The sequence below is a fragment of the Thalassoglobus polymorphus genome (assembly GCF_007744255.1).
Taxonomy (GTDB): domain Bacteria; phylum Planctomycetota; class Planctomycetia; order Planctomycetales; family Planctomycetaceae; genus Thalassoglobus; species Thalassoglobus polymorphus.
The window spans coordinates 4,470,948-4,494,433 of sequence record NZ_CP036267.1 but is presented as its reverse complement, the minus strand read 5'-3'; the positions used below and the strand labels follow the sequence as shown (position 1 = coordinate 4,494,433).

17 protein-coding genes are annotated in these 23,486 nt (G+C 50.2%); 15 read left to right on the top strand and 2 right to left on the bottom strand.

All coding sequences use genetic code 11. The features are described from left to right. Positions 1 to 22 precede the first annotated feature (22 nt). From guaB to Mal48_RS16120, 7 genes are all read left to right on the top strand, one after another. Entirely contained in the window at positions 23 to 1,513 is a 1,491-nt protein-coding gene (gene guaB / locus Mal48_RS16150) for an IMP dehydrogenase (RefSeq protein WP_145201795.1), read from the top strand. Beyond that, positions 1,446 to 2,609, top strand: coding sequence for a hypothetical protein (locus Mal48_RS16145; protein ID WP_145201791.1), 1,164 nt, complete (start codon positions 1,446 to 1,448; stop codon positions 2,607 to 2,609). The genes guaB and Mal48_RS16145 overlap by 68 nt, the downstream gene beginning before the upstream one ends. A 208-nt stretch (positions 2,610 to 2,817) precedes the next feature. Continuing rightward, entirely contained in the window at positions 2,818 to 5,190 is a 2,373-nt protein-coding gene (locus Mal48_RS16140; RefSeq protein WP_197441757.1) for a vWA domain-containing protein, read from the top strand. Positions 5,191 to 5,489: 299 nt separating this feature from the next. Then, positions 5,490 to 8,894 (top strand): CCDC158 family protein, encoded by a 3,405-nt coding sequence (locus tag Mal48_RS16135; RefSeq protein ID WP_145201785.1) that lies wholly within the window; start codon positions 5,490 to 5,492, stop codon positions 8,892 to 8,894. A gap of 229 nt (positions 8,895 to 9,123) precedes the next feature. Then, entirely contained in the window at positions 9,124 to 10,545 is a 1,422-nt protein-coding gene (locus Mal48_RS16130) for a sulfatase family protein (protein WP_145201782.1), read from the top strand. A gap of 182 nt (positions 10,546 to 10,727) precedes the next feature. After that, positions 10,728 to 12,026 (top strand): MFS transporter, encoded by a 1,299-nt coding sequence (locus Mal48_RS16125; protein ID WP_145201779.1) that lies wholly within the window; start codon positions 10,728 to 10,730, stop codon positions 12,024 to 12,026. Between the two features lie 100 nt (positions 12,027 to 12,126). Then, the gene (locus tag Mal48_RS16120; protein ID WP_145201776.1) at positions 12,127 to 13,137 is read left to right on the top strand and encodes a ribose-phosphate diphosphokinase; all 1,011 of its coding nucleotides are present in this window, start codon (positions 12,127 to 12,129) and stop codon (positions 13,135 to 13,137) included. A gap of 226 nt (positions 13,138 to 13,363) precedes the next feature. Here Mal48_RS16120 and Mal48_RS16115 read toward each other — a convergent pair whose 3' ends face one another. Then, the gene (locus Mal48_RS16115; protein ID WP_145201773.1) at positions 13,364 to 14,647 is read right to left on the bottom strand and encodes an NAD(P)/FAD-dependent oxidoreductase; all 1,284 of its coding nucleotides are present in this window, start codon (positions 14,645 to 14,647) and stop codon (positions 13,364 to 13,366) included. 125 nt (positions 14,648 to 14,772) lie between these two features. Between Mal48_RS16115 and tsaB the strand changes: the two genes are divergently transcribed. Then, positions 14,773 to 15,453, top strand: coding sequence for a tRNA (adenosine(37)-N6)-threonylcarbamoyltransferase complex dimerization subunit type 1 TsaB (gene tsaB / locus Mal48_RS16110; RefSeq protein WP_145201770.1), 681 nt, complete (start codon positions 14,773 to 14,775; stop codon positions 15,451 to 15,453). A gap of 405 nt (positions 15,454 to 15,858) precedes the next feature. After that, positions 15,859 to 16,452: a PilZ domain-containing protein gene (locus Mal48_RS16105; protein WP_197441756.1), complete on the top strand. Its 594-nt coding sequence runs from the start codon at positions 15,859 to 15,861 to the stop codon at positions 16,450 to 16,452. Between the two features lie 48 nt (positions 16,453 to 16,500). Here Mal48_RS16105 and Mal48_RS16100 read toward each other — a convergent pair whose 3' ends face one another. Next, positions 16,501 to 17,217, bottom strand: coding sequence for a lysophospholipid acyltransferase family protein (locus Mal48_RS16100; protein WP_145201765.1), 717 nt, complete (start codon positions 17,215 to 17,217; stop codon positions 16,501 to 16,503). A 580-nt stretch (positions 17,218 to 17,797) separates the two neighbouring features. On the opposite strand from Mal48_RS16100, the gene Mal48_RS16095 reads away from it, so the two are divergent. The 6 genes from Mal48_RS16095 (at position 17,798) to Mal48_RS16070 (ending at position 23,401) form a co-directional block, all read left to right on the top strand. Next, complete coding sequence (locus Mal48_RS16095) at positions 17,798 to 18,277, top strand: hypothetical protein (RefSeq protein WP_145201762.1); 480 nt, start codon at positions 17,798 to 17,800, stop codon at positions 18,275 to 18,277. Between the two features lie 134 nt (positions 18,278 to 18,411). Next, on the top strand, positions 18,412 to 19,209 hold the full coding sequence (locus Mal48_RS16090) for an RDD family protein (RefSeq protein ID WP_197441755.1): 798 nt from the start codon (positions 18,412 to 18,414) through the stop codon (positions 19,207 to 19,209). Positions 19,210 to 19,565: 356 nt separating this feature from the next. After that, complete coding sequence (locus Mal48_RS16085) at positions 19,566 to 20,585, top strand: stage II sporulation protein M (RefSeq protein WP_145201756.1); 1,020 nt, start codon at positions 19,566 to 19,568, stop codon at positions 20,583 to 20,585. Continuing rightward, a complete protein-coding gene (locus Mal48_RS16080; RefSeq protein ID WP_145201753.1) occupies positions 20,582 to 21,412 on the top strand; it encodes a hypothetical protein in 831 nt (276 codons plus the stop codon). The genes Mal48_RS16085 and Mal48_RS16080 overlap by 4 nt, the downstream gene beginning before the upstream one ends. Next, positions 21,409 to 22,179: a DUF4129 domain-containing protein gene (locus Mal48_RS16075; RefSeq protein WP_145201749.1), complete on the top strand. Its 771-nt coding sequence runs from the start codon at positions 21,409 to 21,411 to the stop codon at positions 22,177 to 22,179. Before Mal48_RS16080 ends, Mal48_RS16075 begins: the two co-directional genes overlap by 4 nt. Beyond that, the gene (locus Mal48_RS16070; RefSeq protein WP_145201746.1) at positions 22,160 to 23,401 is read left to right on the top strand and encodes a DUF4350 domain-containing protein; all 1,242 of its coding nucleotides are present in this window, start codon (positions 22,160 to 22,162) and stop codon (positions 23,399 to 23,401) included. The genes Mal48_RS16075 and Mal48_RS16070 overlap by 20 nt, the downstream gene beginning before the upstream one ends. Positions 23,402 to 23,486: the final 85 nt, after the last annotated feature.

Genomic DNA, 23,486 nt, shown 5'->3' with positions numbered 1-23,486 from the left:
AAGTGGTCGGGGGGACCAACTTATGCAAGATCGAATCCTTGAAACTGGCGTGACCTTTGACGATGTCTTACTGGTTCCAGCATATAGCGAACTGATGCCAGGAGAGGTTGATGTTTCTTCGAAACTGACTCGGAACATCTCTGTGAGCATGCCGATTGTGTCCAGCCCGATGGATACTGTCACCGAAAGTGATATGGCGATTGCCATGGCTCAAGAAGGTGGAATCGGCATCATTCACAAGAACCTTCCGGTTGAGCAACAGGCGATGGAAGTCGATCGTGTGAAACGAAGTGAGCATGGAGTGATCGTTGATCCGGTCACTTTACCTCCATCAATGCGAGTCGCCGAAGCAGTGGAATTGATGGACTCTCGCAACATTGGCGGAGTGCCGATCACGGACGACTCGGGGAAGCTCAAAGGAATTTTGACTCGTCGGGATTTACGTTTTCTGGAATCGGGTGAGACTCCGATCTCAGAAGTGATGACGAAGGAAAATCTCGTGACCGCCCGTGAAGATACGGACTTAAAGAGTGCCGAACGAATTCTTCGCGAGAACAAAGTCGAGAAACTTCTACTTGTTGACGATCAATTCCATCTCAAGGGGCTGATCACTATTAAGGACATCGATAAAAATCTGCGTTTCCCACGAGCGAACAAAGATTCCCGTGGAAGGCTTCGCGTCGGAGCAGCGGTTGGCGTTTTTGATGAAGAGCGAGCCGAACAACTGATCAATTCCGGAGTCGATGTTCTCGTCGTCGACAGTGCTCATGGGCACTCGAAAAATGTCATCGATACCGTGAGAAGCATCAAATCTCGCTGGGAGATTGATGTCATCGCAGGAAATATCGCCACATATGAGGGTGCCAAAGCCTTGCTCGATGCCGGAGCGGACGGAATTAAAGTTGGAATTGGACCCGGTTCAATTTGTACAACACGAGTGATTTCTGGAGTTGGTGTTCCACAACTGACGGCTGTCTCGGGAGCTGCGAAAGCGGTCGCTGGAACCGATGTTCCTCTGATCGCTGATGGTGGCGTTCGCTACAGTGGAGATATCACAAAAGCCCTTGCTGCTGGAGGGTTTACAGTGATGTTGGGTGGGCTCCTTGCAGGGCTGGATGAAAGCCCGGGCGAACTGATTCTTTATCAGGGAAGACGATTCAAGAGATACCGTGGCATGGGATCGTTGGGGGCCATGGTAAATGGCAGTAGTGAGCGATATCGGCAAAGCTTGAGTGAAGAAGAGGGCCGTGGAACGCCGAAATTAGTACCAGAAGGTGTTGAGGGACGCGTACCTTACAAGGGACCTCTCAGCAGCTTGTTATATCAGCTCGTAGGAGGGCTACGTGCCGGGATGGGATATCTCGGGGTCCGATCGATCAATGATCTTCGGACAGAGGCTCGATTCCTGCGAGTGTCGGCGGCAACGGTGAGGGAGAACCATCCGCATGACATTGCCATCACGCAAGAAGCACCAAACTATTCAACCGAACACTCTTCTGGCGAGCTTACTTGAGCGCTCGAAGGGGTTGGGAATTCATTCGTTCTCTTTAAAGACAATGGGACGCGCCGCTGCGACGATCGCGTTTGGGACCGTCTTGGTTTCATCGATCGTTGCGGACGATTCGCCACTTGAGAGATTGAACAAAAGATCTGCAGATGCGCGCTGGCAACAAGCGCGTGATCAATGGATTCCAGGTGAGAAACAGGGAGCTGCGCAGCAGATCCGTGAGGAGACTCCCGTATTAACTCCGTCGTCAGTTCTGCCGTTTCAGCAAGCTGAACAGGAATCTCCGATGTTGGACACAACACTCCTCGATGAAGGGGGAGTGTTTGAGGCAACGATTCCGTTACTCGATCCACCCGCAGAGCAATTCTCCGCTGAACGACTTGAGGATCAGGCTCCGGTTCGTATGAGTGCGAAACCGTTTCCGGGAGAATCTACGAGTGATTTGACGTCACCTGCTCGATCTTTACTTGTACCAGATCCATATGGATTGATTTCCGAAAAAGGGAACGAAGGCGAGAGCCTTGCGCCAAGCGAAGTCGTGGTTCCAGGATCACAGGATGCCGGATTGCCAAGGTTCGTCCAGCGAGATGCAGTTTTGCCTCCAGCGCCTGAGTCTGAGTCTGAGCCAAGAAAGCCTGTTCTCAGAAACATTTCTGATATTCAGCCGTTTTACGACTACAGGCCAGAGAAAGTGATCGGAGAGCAAGCTGGCTTTACCAGTGGACAGGAGAGGACTGAGCCAACTTATCTGAACTTGCCGCATTCGGGAGAGTTGGAGAAGAACTTCCCACCGACGTATTACCACTGGATGGCGTCTAACCTTACGCACGATCCTCTTTATTTTGAAGACGTCTCTCTGGAGCGATACGGGCACACTTACCCTTTCGCACAACCATTTGTGTCGGTCTCAAAATTCGGACTCCAAGTGGTCGGCCTTCCGTACCAGATGGCCCTCAATCCTATCGACTCTGAGCAATATGCTCTTGGGAACTACCGTCCTGGTGATTGCCCACCGCATCTGCGTTATCGTATCCCGTTCAACAAGAAGGCGGCCGCAACCGCTGCCGGAGTCTATACCGGATTGATTTTCTTGATCCCGTAAACCGAACAGCATTTTGTTAGAGCAAACTGCTCTGAAATTTTGAATTCGTTGTCATTCATCTGAGTGGCAACGAATTCTGCTTTTGGTACGGTGTTTTCTCTCACCCCATAGATCGACAGGCTCAGAGAGTCCCTGACTTTGGCAGTTGATCGCAAAGACCGTGCGGGGAGAGTGGTTTCCAACCGTTGCTCTAGTGTAATCTGCAGTTGTGAGCAGACCTTTTGACTCTTTTTTGACTTGGTACTTCGACCTCCCCGTGAATGGGGAAGAGGGCGGGATTCAACGTCTTTGGAGGTTGGAAGCGGCCTGGAACTGGCAAACAGCACATGTGCTGATTCTTGCAGCCTGTCTGCTGTGGGTCGGAATTTGGCTGGTCAACGTCATGGCCCGGCACCAATCTCGACTCGTTCGAGTTTTTCTCTTTTCGAATCGGCTTCTGATCATCTTTCTGGTGGCATTGCTCATTCTGCAAGTTCGTCTGAAAACCGTGGCATACGGACAGCCGAAATTGACTCTTTTGGTAGATACCTCTGGCAGCATGTCGCTCACAGATCGATATTCTGCGGAAGATCTGAAGAAGCTGCAAAGCATCGGCGTCTCACGACCGAATCGACCTCGCATCGAAATTCTAAAAGACTTTCTGACGAAGAACTCGAACAGCTGGTTGGATCGGGCAATCAGTCGGTATGAATTAGAACTACTCACTTTCGACTCACGTCTTCATCTGCATCAGGGGAAGGGACCAATTCCGGTTGCCCAAAGGGAATTACTTTTTAAATCGGTGCCGGAACGACTTTCGAAATTCAGAGCAACGGGGGCAACAACGGACTTTGTCCAAACGCTGGACGAGTTGGCACGAATCCAACGCGACCGCCCTTCAGCAGCGATCGTATTGCTCTCTGATGGAAATCCGACAGCACATAGTTCGTCGGCTTTGGTGAAAACGGAAAAGACTTTCAGCCGACTTCGAATTCCTGTTTATGCGGTGGGCATTGGAAGTCGTCGCAGTACGGGCGACCTGGCTATCACGAGAACGGACCTTGAGCCCGTCGGTTTTGCAGGGGAAGATCATCCACTGACAGTTTCATTGGAAGCGAATCAAGACGTGAAGGTTCCGGTGACAATTCGAATTCGAAACATTCTTCAGGATTCCGAAGTTTTCAGCGTGACCATCGAAGGACTTCGTCAAGGAATTACGGAGAGTGTTCCAATGGTCCTGCCTGATCTTGCTGCTGGGAGAAATGATTTCGAGATTGAAGTCGTCCCCTTGGCAGGAGAGACAAATCTTAAGGACAACCTGCAGCGACTCCGGGTTTGGGGGCGCGAATCCGCTCTCAATGTTCTTCTGATTGACCGAAGTCCTCGGTGGGAGTACCGACACTTAAAAGCGACATTGGAAAGGGACCCACATCTTGCAGTTCAAACATTCCTGTTTGAAAGTGATCCAGCTTTCGCTGTTGAAGACCGAACTGCGTTGAACCGCTTGCCGAAATCATTGGCGGCAATTGATGCTGTCATTCTTGGTGATGTCGATTTCAAATTCCTTGACTCGACCTTTGTCGAGGAACTTCAACGATTTGTTCAGGAGCAAGGTGGAGGGCTTTTACTTCTCTCTGCGGCGACATCTCTCGGTTCGTTAGACATGTCATCGGGGTTGGCTGAAATGCACCCAGCTGTCGAGCAATCGGGCGAAGCGTCGGAGAGAAAGCCGATGCAAATCATCGTCACCGCTGAAGGAAAAGCTCAGGGAGTTTTGCCTGTGGGGACCGATCCGGATCAACTTGGTCAACTTCCACTCATCTATCCTGAGTTCAAAATGTACTCTGCTAAGCCCGCTGCGATCCCGTTATTGCAAGGAGTCAATTCCGCGCAAGCAGGTCAGATGCTCCCTTTGATTCTCTCGATGCGATACGGAAAAGGAGTCATTCTCCAGCATCTCTTTGATGACAGTTGGAGGTGGAGACCGGTCGCGAACGGGGAGTTTTATCGAAAGGTCTGGGCTCAAATGATTCGCAATCTGTGTCGCCGAAAATTGCTGGATCAGCTTCCGCCTCTCGAACTTTTGACCGATCAAGACGAGTACCGGCCTTACGAATCAATTCAAGTCCGACTGCTTGATCGAAAGGCGAAGTATCAAACTCTTGATTCAGTGATCGTTGAACTGAAAGCCGATTCAGAGAGTGCTCAAAGCATGACGCTGAAAAGAACCCAGCTACCTTTTGATGGGTTTGCGAGCACGATCGAGAAGCTCGATCCGGGGGAGTATTCGGTCTCTTTTGATTCCAGAGAAGAAGGTGTTGGCACAATTCGCACCCGTTTTCGCGTCCTCGATTCCGACCCGGAGGAGGAATACATTCCGATGAACGAGAGTCTCTTGCGCTCGTTGTCGGAATCGACGAATGGGGCTTTTTTGTATCCGTGGGAAATTGATTCAATCCTCGAACAACTCCCCGAACGGAAGCTTACCGGATATTCCGAAACAAGATTGATTCCACTTTGGAACCGCTCAGAAATCTTGATCGTGTTCATCATTGCGATGTCCATAGAATGGATATTTCGCCGCCGAGCAGGTCTAGATTAGGCATTATTGAATTTCTTTGTTTGAGTTGCTGACTGGAAACTCTCTTTCTGATTCGTGAGTTGTGGACGCTCTCTGCTATGATGGTTGCTTCGATAATCGATCGAACTGGCAGCAGTTTTGAATTGTTCGACATTGTCTTTTTCGTCCGGTCGCCCCTTCTCGTTGAGTCATGTCTTTGTCGCGTTGCTGAAATTCCTCTGCAATAATGATGCTGTACTAGAGCCGCAGTAAAAACGACACAGTAATAACGACACAGAAAAAACCAGGCTGTAATAGCTACGCTGTAATGAGAAGGAAATATGGCAACCCTACGTGACGAACTTGAGTCCCTTCGGCTTCGGCTGAAATGGTATCTCAAAGTCCGTGCGCTACTGCAAACCGTGTTGCTGATTTCAATCTTAGTCCTGGGACTTGGTTGGCTCGACTATTATTTTCGGCCGACACATTCGATCGTCCGATTCTTGCTTTCTATGCTCTTTTGGATCGGGGCAGCGAGCGTGGTTGTCTTGCGACTGTTGCCAGCTCTGTTTCAGAAAATACAGCCGCTTGACGTCGCATTAGCACTAGAGAAACTCGAAGGGACACGATCTGGAGAACTGGCAGCCGCTGTTGATTTTCAAGCATCCGGCGATCTCGATCATTCATCGTCCTGGAAGAAAGAACTTGTTCAGAATTATCTGGAATCACAGGTTTCTCCATCGACGAAAGTCCGGTCGCGGAACCTGATCGTTCAAAGCATTTTGCTCGGATTCGGGCTTCTCTTTTTGAGCCTCTATGCGATGCCGACGGTTGTGACGGCGGTGACTCGTGTCGTTTGGCCTGCAAGTCAGGCAGAATGGCCGCGTCTGACGAAGTTGCGTGTTTACGACCAGCAACGAAATCCCGTCGCTCCGGGGGCAACCATTTCATTGATGGGATCCACAGGAAGTAATTTTTATGTCGAGGACATGATCGGTGAACCGCCCGAAGATGTCATTTTGGAAATTCGTCGCACTTCGCAGCCATTGAAACGAATTCGTTTACAAAATCGGCAGCCACAAAATTCCAGCGAATCGGGGAGAGAAACATTTCGATTTCGTCTTGTTCCCAATCAAATGGAAACGATGCAGTTTCGCATTGTCGGTGGGGACGATCAATCGATGGATTGGATGACTCTTCGGAAAGAGATCAAGCCGGTTGTGCAGAGCATGATTTGCCAGATCGATCCTCCTGAGTACCTGAATGCGGAATCGACAATTTTGGAAAATGTTTCGGGACCAGTCCCGGCTCCTGTCGGGGCACTATTGCAGTTTGATCTCTCAATGAATCGACCAGTTCGGGAATTAGAACTGCGTGATTTGGAGTCGAATGCAGTCGTTTCTCAAGTCGTCAATGGCTCACATTTGAGGTTCGATTTAGATGTCGCAGAAGCCGAGGAGGGAAGTCTGATCTATGAACTCTTTGTCCGAGTCGGGCCTGATCTTGAAGTGGAGAATTCTACGGGGCCTGGCTGGCAACGCGTGAAACGAATTCGGATCGAACCGTTGGCAGACCTCCCTCCTGAAGTCACGGTGCTGGCTCCTCAGAAGGATCTCCGTGTCACCAGAGATGCGTTGGTTCCGTATGAAGCAACTGCCAGAGACGACTATGGACTTCAAGATTTTTCATTGAAAGTCGAAGCAAAGACACCATTGTCTCTCGCTGCTGAAATTCAGGATGGGCAGCTTGAAGCGACTCTCACAGGAACGCTTGACCTGCGTTTACTTTCGGTGGAGGAGGGGGATCTCATTGAGCTCTCTGCGGTTGCCTCCGATCGTTCTCCGGAGGGTGTTCCGGTGGCAACGTCACCGATTCGAATGACTGTCGTTTCGACTCAGGAGAAGGAACAGGATCTTCAAGCACTCCTTGAGCAAGCATCGAACGAGCTTCTTGCGGTCTATCAAACACAACAAGATATCCTCACCGAGACTCGGCAACTCACGAAGGAGAGTCGGGATGGAGAATTCACGTTAGAAGCGAATGAAAAATTACATCTCCTGCAAGTCCGCCAGCAAGGAGTGCAAGAGACTTTGCGTTTACGAATTCAACAAGGAACACTTTCTGCAATTGCCAGTGAGATTCGGGTCAATCAGCTGGATTCTCAAAGAGTTGAAGAGCTTTCAAGTGAGACGACAAACGCAGTGGGCGATCTTCTCGATAAGGAAGTATCAGAAACCATGAGATCGTTTCAGTCATTGCGAACGATAGGGGAACTTGCCCGGGAAACTGAAACGTCCGAGCCGGCTCGTCGCCGTCTGCTCGATGAACTGACTCGGTCGATGAAGCTGCAAGGATCGGTCACCACAAAGCTTGAACGAATTTTGCAAACACTGGATCGATGGGGAAGTTCTGCTGATATTCGAATTCAGTGGAAACTCATCAAGTCGGAACTGAGAACCGTGATTGAAGATCTCTCTGCGGTTGATCAGTTGACGATCTCCCGGGCAGTGTCAGAACTTGACACTGAGCAAGTTGAGCAACTGCGCGGATTCTCGAAGCAGCATGTCGCACTCACTGTGAAACTTCAGGGACTACGCCAGCAACTTGAACAAAGCGATTCTGAAAACTGGAATGAATTCAAACGTGAACTGGAAGAGGTTCAGGGGGAAGTTCAGCTACAACGCGCGGCAGAAGCGGTTCTGGGGAACAAAATTTTGCGAGCAATCGATATTGATCGCCAGTTGCTTCAGAGTTTCAAGAATATCCTGCTCCAAGATACGCTTCGGCAAAATCAAATGGAGGCCGATCTGGAAACCTATCGTGCGTTCGAGGATGAACTCAAAACTCTCGCTGAGCAGCAGAGCGAGTTGCACGCCAGATGGATTCGATCTGAAGCAAACGAAGCGATCATTCAACAGCAGAAAAAATTGACCAAAAAACTTCAGGAGATGGCTGAGCGGGCTGAGGATATTGGATTGCCGCAAATCGATGAATTGTTGACGGATTCGATTTCAGAAGTCGACTCACTCTTGGGTGCCGTCGCTGATGGCGAATCAATTCTTCAGAGAACTGAGTTAGAGGCAATCGATGAAAATCTTGAAGCTGCGATGAATGTCGTTGGGGAGCGCGTGCGAACCTTGCAGGATCGTGATCAAAGCCAACTCATTCGGCAACTCACTCTGCTCGCGAAAGAGCTCGTCGAAGAACAGAAATCGGTCATACAAGAGTTTGCTTTCATCAAAGAAGCAGTCGCTGCGAATCGTCGACTTACACGTAGTCAGCGTCGACAATTACTTGAACTTGCTCAAGTGGAGCAGGAAATCGCCAATAAGCTCACACCATTTCAAGAGTCGACAGGAAATCTGCCGGTCCTGAATGAGTCATTGAAGAGTCTGATTGAATTACTCGAAGTCGTTGCCGGTCGCTTCAAAAAAAATGATGAGCTACCAGAAGTCGAAAACGACCTGGCGACAATCCAGCTTCGGCTCGCTCAACTCTCGGGGCTTTCCAGCGATCTGACGGAGACTTCACCGGGAGAGGCGAATGCCGGACTTCCCCCTGAAGTTCGCGTTCAGCTGACGTTGCTGCTTCAGAAGCAAAAAGAGTTAGCTGAACAGGAAAAAATTCTCATTGACCGAGGAGAAATCATTACGGAAGAAATGCAGAGTCGGTTCCTTGCAAGGCAACGGGAGATTTCTAAACGGCTTGAGGAGATTTTTGAGTCCATCGAGAAACTAACACAATGATTTCTTTCTTTGTCGAAACGAACTGGCTGCGTGAGCCATTTTGAACTCCGTTTCAGATGTCATCGCATTCTTCGCATTGGTGTTCGCTATATTCGCGGGGACACAGTGCTGCAATTTCTGAGATGAAACATCAGAATGTCGTCACTTGCTGTCTCCTGTGAGCCAAGCTGCTAAAATTTTGAACTGATTGAAATTGATGCTCTTTATGCTGTATTGAGATGGAAACAGAATGACATCCCCAGCTCCAAATCTGCTCTGGATATGCAGCGATCAACAACGGTATGACACCATCCGTGCGCTGGGGAACAGTCTGGTCAACACTCCCAATATCGATAAGATTATCGAGAAGGGTGTGACGTTCACGCATGCTTATTGTCAAAGCCCTGTTTGCAGTCCAAGTCGGGCATCGTTCCTCACTGGGCGATATCCCAGGACCACGCGTTGTCGACAGAATGGACAGACGATACCGGCGGACGAACGGTTGCTGCCACGAATTCTTAAAGACCATGGGTATCGTTGCGGTCTGGCTGGGAAGCTTCATCTCAGTTCGTGTTCCGATGGGAAAGTTGAAACGCGAATCGACGATGGGTACGACGTTTTCCACTGGAGTCATCATCCGCAACCCGATTGGCCGGAGAACGCTTATCAACAATGGTTGAATTCGAAAGGAGTCCAGTGGGACGAGTTGTACGCCGCTCCTGAAGTCGGATATGTGAAAGCGGGCGTCCCAGCTGAGTTTCACCAAACAACTTGGTGTGCCGAGATGGCCATTGAATTCATTCATGAGAATCAAAACCGCCCATGGATGTTTTCAGTGAACATGTTTGATCCTCACCACGCTTTCGATCCTCCGCAAGAGTATCTGGATCGGTATGATCCGTCTCAAATGCCGCTTCCGAAAACTTCGCCCGGGGAACTCGATTCAAAACCGGAATTTCAGCAACTGGACCACGTTTGGGCTCACAATCAGGAAGGAGGGATGCGAGTCGATGAGATCAGCCCGGAGGAGTCGCAGCGAATCACGGCTGCTTATTATGCGATGGTCGAATTGATCGATGATCAGGTCGGACGGATGATTTCAGCTTTGGATAAAACCGGGCAGTTGGAGAATACGATTGTCGTTTTTATGTCCGACCATGGCGAGATGCTGGGTGATCATGGCATCTATCTCAAAGGCCCTCATTTCTACGAACAGGCTGTTCATGTTCCACTCGCAGTTCAATGGCCTCAGCGATTTGCACAAGGGTTGCGCTCAGAGGCTTTCGTCGAATTGATTGACCTCGTACCGACGTTTTGTGAAGCGATGAACATCCCGATTGAGCCGCAAATTCAGGGGAAGAGTCTCTATCAAATTTGCACGGGTGAAGCGAACCCCGACCAGCATCGAGACTCTGTCTATTGCGAATACACTAACTCCTGGACTCATCATCGTGCGTATGGGACGATGTTCCGGACTCGCAAATATAAAATTGTTGTCTATCATGGCACTCCTGACGGGGAGCTGTATGATCTTGAAAGTGACCCCGATGAATTTCAGAATCTCTGGGATGATCCACTTTCGCAAGAGATGAAAATGGAGTTAATGAAGCAGGCGTTCGATGCCTCTGTTTTCACGATGGACCCAATGCCTCCCAGGCTCGGGCCATTTTAGAATCAGCCCGGAAGCCTCGCTTTTCTCAATGTTTTAGCGAGGAAAGTCAGGTTTCAGGTTCGTTCTCAACTGACAGCCGAGTCCGGCAGCGTCACCTTTCGGAGTGGCGTCCCTGGTCCGTCTTGTGAAGTTCTCTGTTTTTTTCGGTAGCATCAGTTCTAAACGATTGTAGTTTCTCACGAATGACTTCTTCCATGCAGGATGCACCGCTTTCAGGCACACCCGTTCCAACATCAGCCAGATTGTATTATGGGTGGGTGATGCTGCCGCTGTCGATGTTAGCCATCATGGCGACCTCGGCGGGGCAGACCTACGGAATCTCTGGCTTCAATGCAGGAGTCGGTGCATCGCTGATGCTGACTGAGACGGAACTCGCTAAAGCTTACATGCTCGGCACAATTCTCGGAGCGATCCCGATCGCCTACTTTGGCCACTTGATGGACCGCTTCGGTTTACGGAAAACGGTTTTGGTCGCTATCACACTCTTCTCGATGGCGTGCATCCTGATGGCAGCGACAACCAACTGGTTCCTGCTAGTGATCTCATTTTGCCTGCTCCGAATGCTCGGTCCGGGGACTCTCGCCATGTTGAGTGGAAACATGATGGCGTTCTGGTTTCACCGTCGACTGGGCTCGGTTGAAGCGATTCGGAAGTTGAGCCTTTCTGTAGCCATGGGGACAGTTCCGATTCTGAATCACTGGATGCTTGAACGTTTTGGTTGGAGAAGCTCTTACTTCATTTGGGGGATTGGCATCTGGGTCGGGCTGTTTCCACTCTTCTACTTTCTGTATCGGAATCGCCCGGAAGATGTTGGTCAAAGTTTAGATAGTCGTCGTGCACCAGAAGCGAACGATGTGAAAAATGTCTTGACGGGAATGCCCTTTGCCGAAGTGGTCAAGACTTCGGCGTTCTGGGCACTCTCAACAGGGTCTGGTGTCTTTGCACTCGTGATGACGGCGATCGTTTTCAATCGAATTTCCATCATGGAGCAGCAGGGGCTGGACGGGATTGAAAGTGCCTACATGATTTCCGCACTCTCAGCGACATGGGCGGTGACTCAGTTTCTTTCTGGAAATCTGGTAGATCGGTTTCCTCCCAAACCGTTTTTGATACTCGGTCAGCTTCTCTTTTGTCTGAGCGTTCTGTCTCTGCGCGGGGCGAATTCGTCGGCTGCGGTGTTATTGACTGGGGTATTGATGGGAGCAGGACAGGGGTTCTACTCGGGAGCGTCGCACCCGGTTTGGCCTCGATATTTTGGAAAGTTGCATCTTGGGAAGATTACGGGAATTTGGATGGCTGCAATGGTTGCAGCGTCTGCTACTGGGCCGTATTTCGCAGGTGTGGTTCGCGATGTGACCGGTTCGTTCAGTGCTTCCCTGTTGATATTTGCAGTATTTCCGATTCCCGTCGCCATTCTGACTCTCTTTTCCGACTTTGGGCCAACTCCGGGAAGACGTCCGATTTCCAATGGTTTAGCCTGATCCGACAAGAGTCACTTGTGTCCCTCATCGACACCGATATCATGCCCGAAGATGTTTCATCTTCTTTGTTTCTTCATCTACCCAGTTCGAAACCATCAGCATGCCGAATCGACCCAAAAACGGCCCACGTCCTCACGCCTTTCAACCCCCTCAAGGTCAATTGGCTTTAATCGCAGGCTCGGCAAACAAGCTGCTGGCTGAAAAGATCGCCCGAGAACTGGGTGTATCGCAAACTCCGAGCGAAGCGCACTACTTCAGCGAAGGAAATGTTTTCGTGCGCGTGCTGGAGAATGTTCGCGGTCGAGACTGTTATGTCCTGCAGGGAACCCATCACCCTGTGAATGATAACTTCATGGAACTGCTCTTCTGGATCGATGCCCTCAAACGAGCAAGTGCCCAACAGATTACCGCAGTCATCCCGTTTTTCAGCTACGCCAAAGGGGATAAGAAAGACGAGCCGCGAGTTTCCATCAGAGCACGTGTTTGTGCCGATGCGATCGAAGCTGCCGGAGCGGATCGTTGCCTGATGATGGATTTGCACTCGCCGCAAATTCAAGGGTTCTTTCAAGTTCCGGTCGATCACCTCTACGCCCGATACGTGCTGTGCGATCACATTAAGACCCTCGGGATCAAAGACCTTGTTGTCTGTAGTCCGGACATCGGTTTCGCAAAAGGGGCATCAGCCTATGCGAATTATCTTGGTGTCCCTGTCGTGATCGGGAATAAGACACGTCGCAACCACGATGAAAAAGCAGAGGTGTTGGAGTTGATCGGTGACGTGAAAGGCAAGAACGTCCTGATTGTCGACGACTTCACAATATCCGGCGGGACGCTCATGTCCATGGCGGACGTGCTGCTTGACCGTGGAGCCAATGACATTTACGCCGCTGTTTCACACGGTGTTCTGTCCAAAGGTGTCGCGCCACGAATCGCCAAGAGCAACATTAAGCAGCTCTTCATGACCGATACGATTGAGCCGCACAATGACCCACTGCCGCATAATATCTCTGTCGTTTCGGTGGCTCGTTTATTCGCAGAAGCAATCCAGTCGATCCACGATCGAACCAGCATCTCGCAGCTCTTCCCTGACGGAACCATCGGCCTGGATTAGAGCAGTTTGCTCTACCGTGTGCCCGTGAAGAACGCATTTCTCCAGTAAAAATACTGTTCGCCACAGAGCAGAACCTGCAAACCAATTCGAAAGATGCTTTAGAGCAGTCTGCTCGACGCGGGGCAGGAGACACAATAGTGCTCTATAGATGATTTTTATGTTCCGAGAGAAATTCCAGAAGAGTTGAGATCATTTCGGTCGGACTATTTATCTGCTGCGGTGGGGCTTATTTCAGTCTCTCTGGGACAACCTCGCCCATTGCTTCGAACATCTTGGAGTGTTCCGGTTTGAAGACAGCTCCGATGAGGATGTCGACCAAGTTTGATTTGAACTGGGGATGTGCTTTTAGAAACGAGCCGAAGCTAAAGCCGGGTGTGTAGAAGGCGTAGACCAGTTTTCGGAAGTTTGAGACACCGAATCGGTACTCCTCCTGCCAGGCACCAAGAGTTCGTGCTGAAATGTCGCCGGATGAAAGAGCGTTGTGGGCAGCGTCGGCAACAAATTCACCTCCCTTCAGTGCCAGGTAAACACCTGAAGAATAGACCGGATCAAGGAATCCGAACGCATCGCCACATAAGACCCAGCCATCGCCAGCAGCTTGTGTGGAGGAGTATGAAAAGTCCTTCGTCATGAAGAATTCCATACATTGCTCGGCGTTTTCAAGCCGATTCTCTAACGCAGGGCACAGCTTCATTTCGCGGTGGTATGTCTCCGCAGGGGTGGAACCTTTGGGGAACATGTGCGACATCTCTCCCGTGCAGCCAATGCTCACGATGTCGTTGCGTAAGGGGATAAACCAGAACCAGGTCTTCTGGCCTTTGGTTTGCATGACGAGAGTTGCGTTCTCATTTTTTCCTTCGCCGCGTCGCGCACCTTTGAAGTATGTCCAGATCGCTCCTTTTTGAAGATAGGGGTCAGCGACCCGGAGCTTGAGTCGATTGGAAAGGAACGCAGAGTTCCCTGAACAGTCGACGACAATTTTTGATTGAATCTCTCGCGATTCGACATTTCCATCATCGTCAGTCAATTTGACTTTGACGCCGGTCGCACGGTCGCCATCGAAGAGGACTTCGAGAACCTGAGCCTGTGTGCGAACGGTTGCTCCCTTCTCCACTGCATTTTCAGCGAGCATTTTGTCGAAGTCTGCCCGCTCGACCTGCCAGGTCTGAGAGCTTTCCAGTTCACAGTGTTCGTCGAAAAAGAACGGGGCAGATTCTTTCCAACCCTCAGAAATGAATTGTACGCTGAATTTTTTAGGGAACGCACTCGCCTTCATCTTGTCCACGAGGCCAAGTCTTTTCAGCGGCCAGTACGTTTCCGGGATGAGCGATTCACCAATATGAAAACGAGGGATCGTGGATCGCTCAAGCACAACGACTGAATAGCCTCGCTCAGCGAGTAATGCCGAAACAGTTGCACCTGCCGGTCCCGCACCGATGACAACGACATCGTATTGATTTTCAACAGGAGTCGAGAATGCGGTGTCGGCTGGGTAAACTGAACGAATCATTAGCGGTTAACCTCAAACATCAAAATCAAAAGGCTTTGATGATTGATAATAGCTGGTTTGACAGAAACGTCCACTGTTGAAAAGATCCTGCAGAACCTGCCCCGACTTTTACGGAAAAGTGAGCGATGCCCATTCTCGGAATTGAAACATCCGGTCGATCTGGAACGATTGCCGTTGTTCAGCAGCAAACAGTGCTGGGAACAACGGAACTCTCCGCGACCGGACGCAGACATGCGCGAACTCTTGTTCCTGAGATTGGCCGGTTACTTGCCGATCAGGGGCTTACAATGGCTGACGTGGAAGCGGTCGCTGTCAGCTTGGGGCCGGGAAGTTTTACCGGTTTGCGAGTCGGCGTCGTCTGTGCCAAAACTCTTGCCTACTCGTTGCAACGCCCACTCGTAGCGGTTGATACGTTTTTAGCCGTCGCTGAAAACTCCGGTCGAGAGAATCAATTAATTTGGGTTCTCGATGATGCCTTAAGAGGCGATGTGTATGCCGGAGCGTATCAACAATCCCAAAGTGGAGAATGGGTCTGTCAGACCTCTTCGAGACTAATGTCCCTGGAAGCTTTCAGGCAGCAAGTCAAAGCTGAGGAGCTTGTCACCGGGCCGGGTGTCACGAAACGAATCGATGATCTTCAAGGGCTCAATCTTCTCGATGAGGCACACCGCTTGCCACATGCCCGTCAGATTGGATTGATTGGTGAGAGAAGAATTCAGAGTGGAGAGTGCGACGACTACTGGACAGTCGAGCCTCATTACATGCGCAGGAGCGCGGCTGAGGAAAAAGCTGATCAAGCTTGCTAGGAGCAGTTTGTCTGACCGTGTCCCCGTGAAGAACGCATTTCTTTAGTAAAAATGCTGTTCGCCACGAGGCAGCACCTGCAAACCAATTCGAAGGATGCTCTAGAAACCGACTGATTAGCATAATCAATAGAATCGAAACTCTTGCGCCAGTTTTTTGTGAACATGAGTGCGAGTCGCAGCGATCCTTTGAGCTAGTATTGTCTGGACAGACTCCATACGGGGATGGCGGACATCACGATGAAGACCGAACGATGAAGACTGAATCTTTATTGTTGATTTTGTGCCGGTTTAGAGCATCTTTCGATTTCGGAGTGTTTGCTGCGATTCGATCAGCTATTCACTCAGGTTGCTTGAACCAAAAGTTTGCCGTTCGAAGTCACTCCCACAGGGATGGAAAAGCAATCGATGAGCTTAGAATCAAAAAACGAAACTAATACTCAAGACGAAAACGATGTCTCGACATTTTCAACGAAACATCAATTGTGGACTGAGATTGTTGAACAACGTCGGGAAGGGCGGGTCGATTTTCGAGCGACTGGAAATGCTTTTCCACTCGGAGAGACAGGCGACGAACCGCTTGGGAGTTCTGTTCGCTTCTGGACAGTCGATGTGTCCACGACCGGAGCACTCATTCGAACATGTACTCCTCTGGAGTGCCAGAGAATGTTCATCGAACTCTTCATGCCTCAGTTGGCGAACTCTTTGATTGAAGTCGAAGTTGTGAGGACTCTCGAAGACGACAGTCAGGCGCTCAGTGGAAAGTTTGAAGCCTCCTTTCTTTACGGCTTGCAGTTTTTGCAGATCGTGAGCAAGGAGGATGTTGGTTTTGAAAATTTCGAACGTACAACTGAGGTTCCGTTCCTGCAGCAAGCTGAGTCAGAGATCGTTACGACGTCGATCACTGACCGCTTCTTCAACGATACCAGCTCCAAGATTCCGTTCACGGCAGCGATGGCGCTTGTCGTACTTCTCTCGGGGCTATTGTTTCTCGTGAGCTGACCGGGGCAGATGTAAGCTGACGTAAGCTGAGCACCTACACAAAGCGGACTATGCCGCTGATCGCTTGGGGGCTTCGGTTTGGGCAACCTGCTCCGGGAGATCTTCTCCGTTGGCTAGAGCAACGGCGATTTTATCAAGCCGATCCATCTCTGCCTGAATTTGTTGAGTGACCTCTTCGATCTTTTCACGCGAGGCGTCTTTGGGAACGTAAATCGGTTCCCCGGTCACTGCGTACACCCTTGAGAATGGTTTTGGGACAATCAAGTCTGTCCAACTCCCCTGCAAGCTCCAGGCGTTTGAGCAGCTAAATGCAGTGGCGATCACGGGGGTTCCAGATTGAGCAGCGACAAACGCACAGCCGAGCTTCATTTCTCGTCGCGGTCCGCGCGGTCCATCCGGCGTGATCACCAATGAATGATCTTTGATCTCTTCCATCGATTTGACTATTGCAGTCGCTCCACCTCGTGAACTTGAGCCTCGCACTGCTTTGAGCTTCAGTGCTTTCAAGACATTCGAGACATAATCTCCATCACGATGTGGGCCGACCAGTCCGACAATCGATCGTGGGCGGTTCATGAACAGTGGGTACAGCAGCGAATCGTGCCAGACGCTGTAGACACACTCTTCTGTTCGATTCGGTTCGTAAGGGTCATGGACCGGGTCGGTCAGGCGGATTTCAATACGAGTCGTTTTGTACAACGCTCGCAGCGACCAGACAGCGATCTCACAGATGATCCGATTGAGTAACGGACTTTTGATCTTCATTATCAACTCTTTGCCAATCCCTGGCAGCAGTGAAAACGTCAACTTTATTGAAGGATTCACAGTGATTCGTCCCGAATCTCCGTGCGCTTATTCTTGTGTGAACTCCGATCATTTTCGGGTCAACAGGATTGCAAGCTAACATTTCCTGCAATTTGAGCCAATTCCAGTATTGGGGCTGTCTTGTTTTTGTTGTAAGTTGCTTCTGTTAAGTGGTTTATGGATATTCCGTTGCAGTGCTGACGAGTGAAATTCAGCTCTAAGTTTGCCCTCATTCTTAAAGACTGGTCAAAAATTTCTGCAATTGTTGGGAATTGCTTGCTTTCGAAGACGGATCTAATCAGCCAGAGGAGTCTGCAGATCAGGTCTGAGATGCTCTGCTCTTGAGCAGATGCTGACCGCCGACGGGGGCTCAGCGGAGGCGATTGGATTCTGTGAAAAAACAGATTTTCTTCATCCATCGAAGTCGACTCGTCGTTGAGTACGAACGTATCGTCAAGTACGATTACGTTTGAAAGAGTCATCCCGAAGCTGCATAACTCGAATGTTAGGCAGGCCAAATTCAGCTAATGAAAGAGAACTGATGAGCAGCGACAATCCTTTTGAAGTCTCAGGTGATTCGTACGGCGATCGATCTGGGGGAGACTATGATTCATCCGGTGTTGAGGTTTCGGGCCTCTCGATTCAGTTGCTAGCAGAAACACGGCCTTGGGTTTCGTTGATCGGAGTCCTGATGTGGGTCGGAACTGTGCTGATGGTCCTGGGGTCACTCTTTGTCATCGCGGCTGCATTGTTCACCGGTGAAACGGGAATGATCCTGATGGGCTTTCTGTATGTCCTGATTGCTGTCGTCTATGGAATTATGGCGAAGTCTTTGACTGGATACGCCAGTAAAATCAACTCACTCATCGCCACAGAACGACTGGTTGATTTAGAGGAAGCCCTGCGGTCTCAAAAGACGTTTTGGAAAACCGTCGGGATTATTACAGTGATTTATCTTGTCTGTCTCATTCTTATGATCATTGGAATGATGCTGTTCGGCGCGATGCTCGGAAACATGTAACAGTCTTGGTCTCAGCGTTCGACCATTTTCAAATCGGGGTGATGTCTCGTCGTTCGCAAGCAGCGATCAAGAGGCATCTCCATTCCGGTTTCTACTGCTGCAAACTGCTGCAAGTTGTCGCTTGAAAGGGAATCGTGTCAGTTCAGCAAGCTGATCAGCAATCAACAATCCACATTGTTGATACTCGAACCGAAATTGAAACTCCCGAGAATGTCATTCTGACGTTTGATTTGGCTGGGCCCGGTTCACGGGCTTCGGCATACATCATCGACCTGGCACTTCGGATGGCAGTCGCTTGGGGACTCATCTATTTGATCGGATTCATGATTCCGTTGATGGGAGATGGCTTGCCGGTCGGGATTCTTCTTGTCGGGATTTTCCTTCTGGAATGGGGCTATACTGCGCTGTTCGAAGGCTTCTGCAATGGGCAAACTCCCGGTAAGAAGATGCTGAAGCTGCGAGTGATCAAGGATGCTGGGTATCCGATACATTTTTATGATGCTGCTCTGAGAAACCTGCTGCGAGCGGCTGATTTTTTGCCCGTTGGTTATGGAGTTGGTCTGCTGAGTATGGCTGCGACAAAACGGATGCAGCGACTCGGTGATCTGGTTGCGGGAACGATTGTCGTCCGGGCAGATGTTCACACCTATAAAAGGAATCCGGGTGCATTTCGAAACGTCGAACCGATTTTGCCAACGGAATGCGACCGCCGCTTTCATGTCTCTGAGAGAACCCTTGATGTCATCGAACAACTTCTTTGGAGAAGAGAACAGTTAGGCCGTCGGCGTGTCGAAGAGATCGCCTCGATTCTTGCGCAACCCATCGCGGACCAACTGGGTTACAGACTCGGGGACAACCGAAACGGTTCACGTGACATCTTGTTTTTGCGTAGGATATTGAAAACATTTACATCGTCGGAACAGGGGGCATAGAACAGGCCGCATAGACAGGGAGACATAGAACGCGGCGTATCGGGGATGCTCAACTGAGAAGAGCGCCGGGCGTACTCCTGGCCTCGAGTTTCAACCACTCAGGTTCTGATGAATCCTCGAAGTCAACATTCCTTGTGCAACCTGCTTCGTCCGCTGCCGACTCGAATCTGTTGATCGAACTTTGTACAAAGTGAAGTCGACAATTTTCTCAATGAAAGAATTCTCAGCTGAATGAAGTCGATCATTGACAACTGAATCATTAAGTCGCTTCCGGAGTGCTTGAATGTCTTCGGAGGGAAGCACATAAGTTCCAGCCGAGTTCCTGTCAGAGTCCTTTCCAGATAAAACAGACCCCGATGAATCGTGATGAGTTCATTTCGAAACGGCAACGTGAATGGAAACGGTTCCAGATTTTGCTGGATCGTGCGGAGCAGGAACGTGTCAAGAAGCTGACCGGGCAGGAAATCGCTGAACTCTCGGGCTTGTATCGCGGTCTTTGCTATGACTTGTCACTTGTGCAGTCCCGCGATTGGGGGACCAGCATGAGCCGCTTTCTGAATGGTTTAGTCGCGCGTGGTCACAACGTTCTGTATCGGAGTCAGCCCGGTTCTTTGGACGCTGTGATTCAATTTTTCGTTGCTGAATTTCCACGCATGCTGCGAGCAAATTATCAATATTTCCTCGTGGCGTTGTTCTTCTCTGTCGTTCCCGGAACGATTTGCGGAATCCTCGTTGCATACGACACCTCTTTAGCTGGGCGTATTTTGCCGGGGCAGGTTCAAGCTCAAATGGAACTCAGTTATTCGGAAAGTATTGCTGGAAGAAATGCCGGTTCGGAAGGGATGATGGCTGGCTTCTATGTCCGCAACAATGTTGGAATCGCTTTCAAGTGTTTCGCATTAGGAGCCTTTGCGGGCATCGGGACGATTACCGTTTTAACATTCAATAGTATCTTCCTGGGAACGGTGACCGGTTACCTCATTGGGCGAGGCCATCAATCCAACTTTTTTGAGTTTGTAGTCGGCCATGGTTCTTTTGAGCTCACGGCGATTGTCATCTCTGGAACAGCAGGCTTGATGCTGGGGAATGCGATTGTGCATCCCGGACAAAAGAAACGCTGGGATGCACTGCGTGAGCGCGGACTTGATTCAGTGAAGATCGCACTCGGAGCAGGAGTGATGCTGATTATCGCGGCGCTCATCGAAGGCTTCTGGTCTCCGTCTGGAGCGATTGGAGGAATCAGTGACGAGGCTTGGCGGTCCATCAAGATGTATGTTGGTGGGTTGCTGTGGGTCTTTGTCGGACTATATCTCGCACTTGGAGGACGTACAAAAGTCACTCCCGTCAGTCACAACAATGCAGAGGTGGCCGCGTGAAGTTGGACGGGGCGATTTTTGCGATTGAACAACGTTCCGTGGGTGGGTGCATCGACTTGGCGATTGCATTTTATCGCGAGCATTTTCTGTCGATCCTGCAACTCCTCGCCTGGTTTGCGGTTCCCTCGATTGCTCTCACCTGGTGGTTGGTGAGTTCTGAATCAGCAACTCTCACACAGGCATTGCTGTTGTTTTTTGTGGAGTCCCCATTCTTTGGAGCTGCACTTGTGGCAGCGAGTGGGCATCGTGCTTTTGGAGAACCATTCTCACCCTGGGTGGGGATCAAAGCACTCTGGAGGCGACTCTTTTTCTTTGGAGTGCTCGTTGTCATCGTGAAATTTCTCACCTTTCTGGGATTCTTTGCGTTCATTTTTCCAGCCTACTTAATCTCGACTCGCTACGGTTTTCTGTCGGAAATTCTTTTTCTGGAGAACTGCCCTGCGAGGAAGTATGAAACCCGGCTCTCCGACTTGATGAATCAGAACTTCAAGAATCTGGTGGGCCGGTTGGTCTATGTTTTGTTTTTCTTTTCGAGTGTCATGACCTCTTTGTTTTTGCTGGTCGATTTGGGAGCTTCGACACTGTTCGGGATGCCAGTTCTGTTTCGACGTGTTTCCAGTATCGAGTACATGGCTGACGAGTTGTTCACACTCTTAACGGTCGACCCATTGGTCGCTGTTGTGCTGGTCAGCTTGTGTTGGCTGGTTTACCCCGTTGCCCGCTTGGCCTGGATGTTCTGCTATCTCGACGTTCGCATTCGCAATGAGGGTTGGGATCTTGAGATTGACTTCCGAGTTGAAGCTCAACGTTTGGAGGGGGCCACATGATCTTGCGAAGCCTCATCCTTTATCTGTTTTTCGGAATGTTCTCAGCTTCTGCCTGCCTGGGCCAGAATAATGAGGGAGTGCTCGATTCGGGAGAAGTCCAGCAAACCGTCAAAGAGGTTCTCAGCGATCCTGAGTATCGACATCTGTTTCGGGAGAAAGCAACTGCCAGAGAAACGGAAGAACTTCCGGATATCATGAAGGAGTTTTTAGAATGGCTTTTCGGAGAGGAGGACGAAGCGGGAGCACCGACAGAGATCAGACAGCCAAGTTTAAATCTTGGGCAATGGTTGCTCTACTCCGCCATTGTCATTCTCATTGCAATCCTGCTCATTATCGCGGTGAACTTGTTTCGTCGTATGAGTTCCAATCAACAAGACGATGAATTCCTGTTGGGAGAGGATCAAGAGGCGATCACTCCCACATCACCGCCGGGGGACATTCCAGCCAATGAATATGAACAGCGGGCGTTACTCGTTGCCGGTCGAGGTGACTATCGTTCTGCGTTGCGCGAACTGGTTTTAGGATCCATGAGTTGGACGGAACGGGCGGCGCTCATTCGTTATCGTCGTGGGCTGACGAACCGGGATTATGTCCGTGCTTTGTGGAGCGATCTCCCGAGGAGAGAGTCGCTTCAGGAGATCATTCTGGAGTTTGAACGTGTCTTCTACGGTCGCCGACCCGCAACGAAAGAAGCATTTGAAAAGTGCCTGATCGAGTTTCGACAATCATTCGCGAAGGAGGATGGCAATGCGCATCTGGCGAATTGAAACTCTCTGGATCACTTTGGCATTTCTGGTTTTGCTCCTGGGAGTCTGGTGGATTCCCGGATCTGCGAGTGTCAAATCCGATTCATACAGTTCGGCCTTCCCCGGAAAGCGAGTCTTCTATCAGGCCATGCAGCGACTCGGCACTGATGTTCATCGAAGTACGGATGAACTCATTCCGCGTCCGGGGTTTGAAGATCGAATTCTCATTCTCGGGCCGGCTCGATATCCTTCTGAGCAGGAATGGGACGACATTTTCTACGAAGTCCTCAATGGAGCGACACTGGTCTTTGCAGCCTCTGCGACCGACCCCTTTGTCGAAATTCCGCAATTCGGCCTCACCATTACAACTCAAGAAATCCTTGAGGAGAAAGCGAAGCTGGAAGAGTTGAAGAAGCAGGGAATCGATGTTGAACTGGAAGAAGATGGGACTGAGCTGAACGAGTCATTTCTCGATGCACCATCTTTAAGCGATCTGGAAGATGCCGTCGCAGAGACGGAACTCGTGGACCATCCGGTGACCTGGAAATCAAACGCCATCTTCGATTTGGACTCCATCGACAATTGGGAAGTCTTGCTGAGCTCAAACGATCATCCTCAAGTGGTTCGTCAAGAAGTCGGAATGGGGACGGTTCTGTTTTGTGCCAGTGATGAGATCTTCAGCAATGGAGCGATGGTCGATTCGGAGCGGGCTTTACTGGCTTTTCGGATCGTCGAAGCGACTCCAGTTAGGGGAGAGACTTTCATCGATGAAACGCTCAACAGTTCGGGAGTTCCGAAAGTTGTGGGGATTTTGTTTACCCCGGCATTTCGTCCGATCACGCTGCAACTGATCTTGATCGGAGTCCTGTTTGGTTGGATCGGTGCGCGACGTTTCGGTCCGGTTTACGAATCGATGTACTCTCGTCGCCGCAGTATTGTCGAACACGCGAATGCACTGGGAGTGTTGTATTTCCGTGCTCATGCTGGGGCTCACTCACTTGAGAGCATGTACGAATTTTTGAAGTTAGAGTTGCGTTCGCTGTATGGAAATGGATTTCGAGTTGATGATGCTGCTGCGGTGGCACGCCAGGTACGGATGGAACCGGCTGAGGTTGCTGAACTACTGAAAGCAGTCAAGATGGCAATTCGTCGTGGAGATGCGAAAGCCATCAGCAACTCGGAAGCGGGGCGTTTGTTAAAACAACTGTCGTTCCTGATTTCGAGGCTTCGTTCAGATTCATAAAATACGGCACTTCAGCACGAAAACAGGTTTTGAAGTTTCGCGAACAAGAATTTCAGTCTCTACAAATTCAACGTGGCAAGGAGTC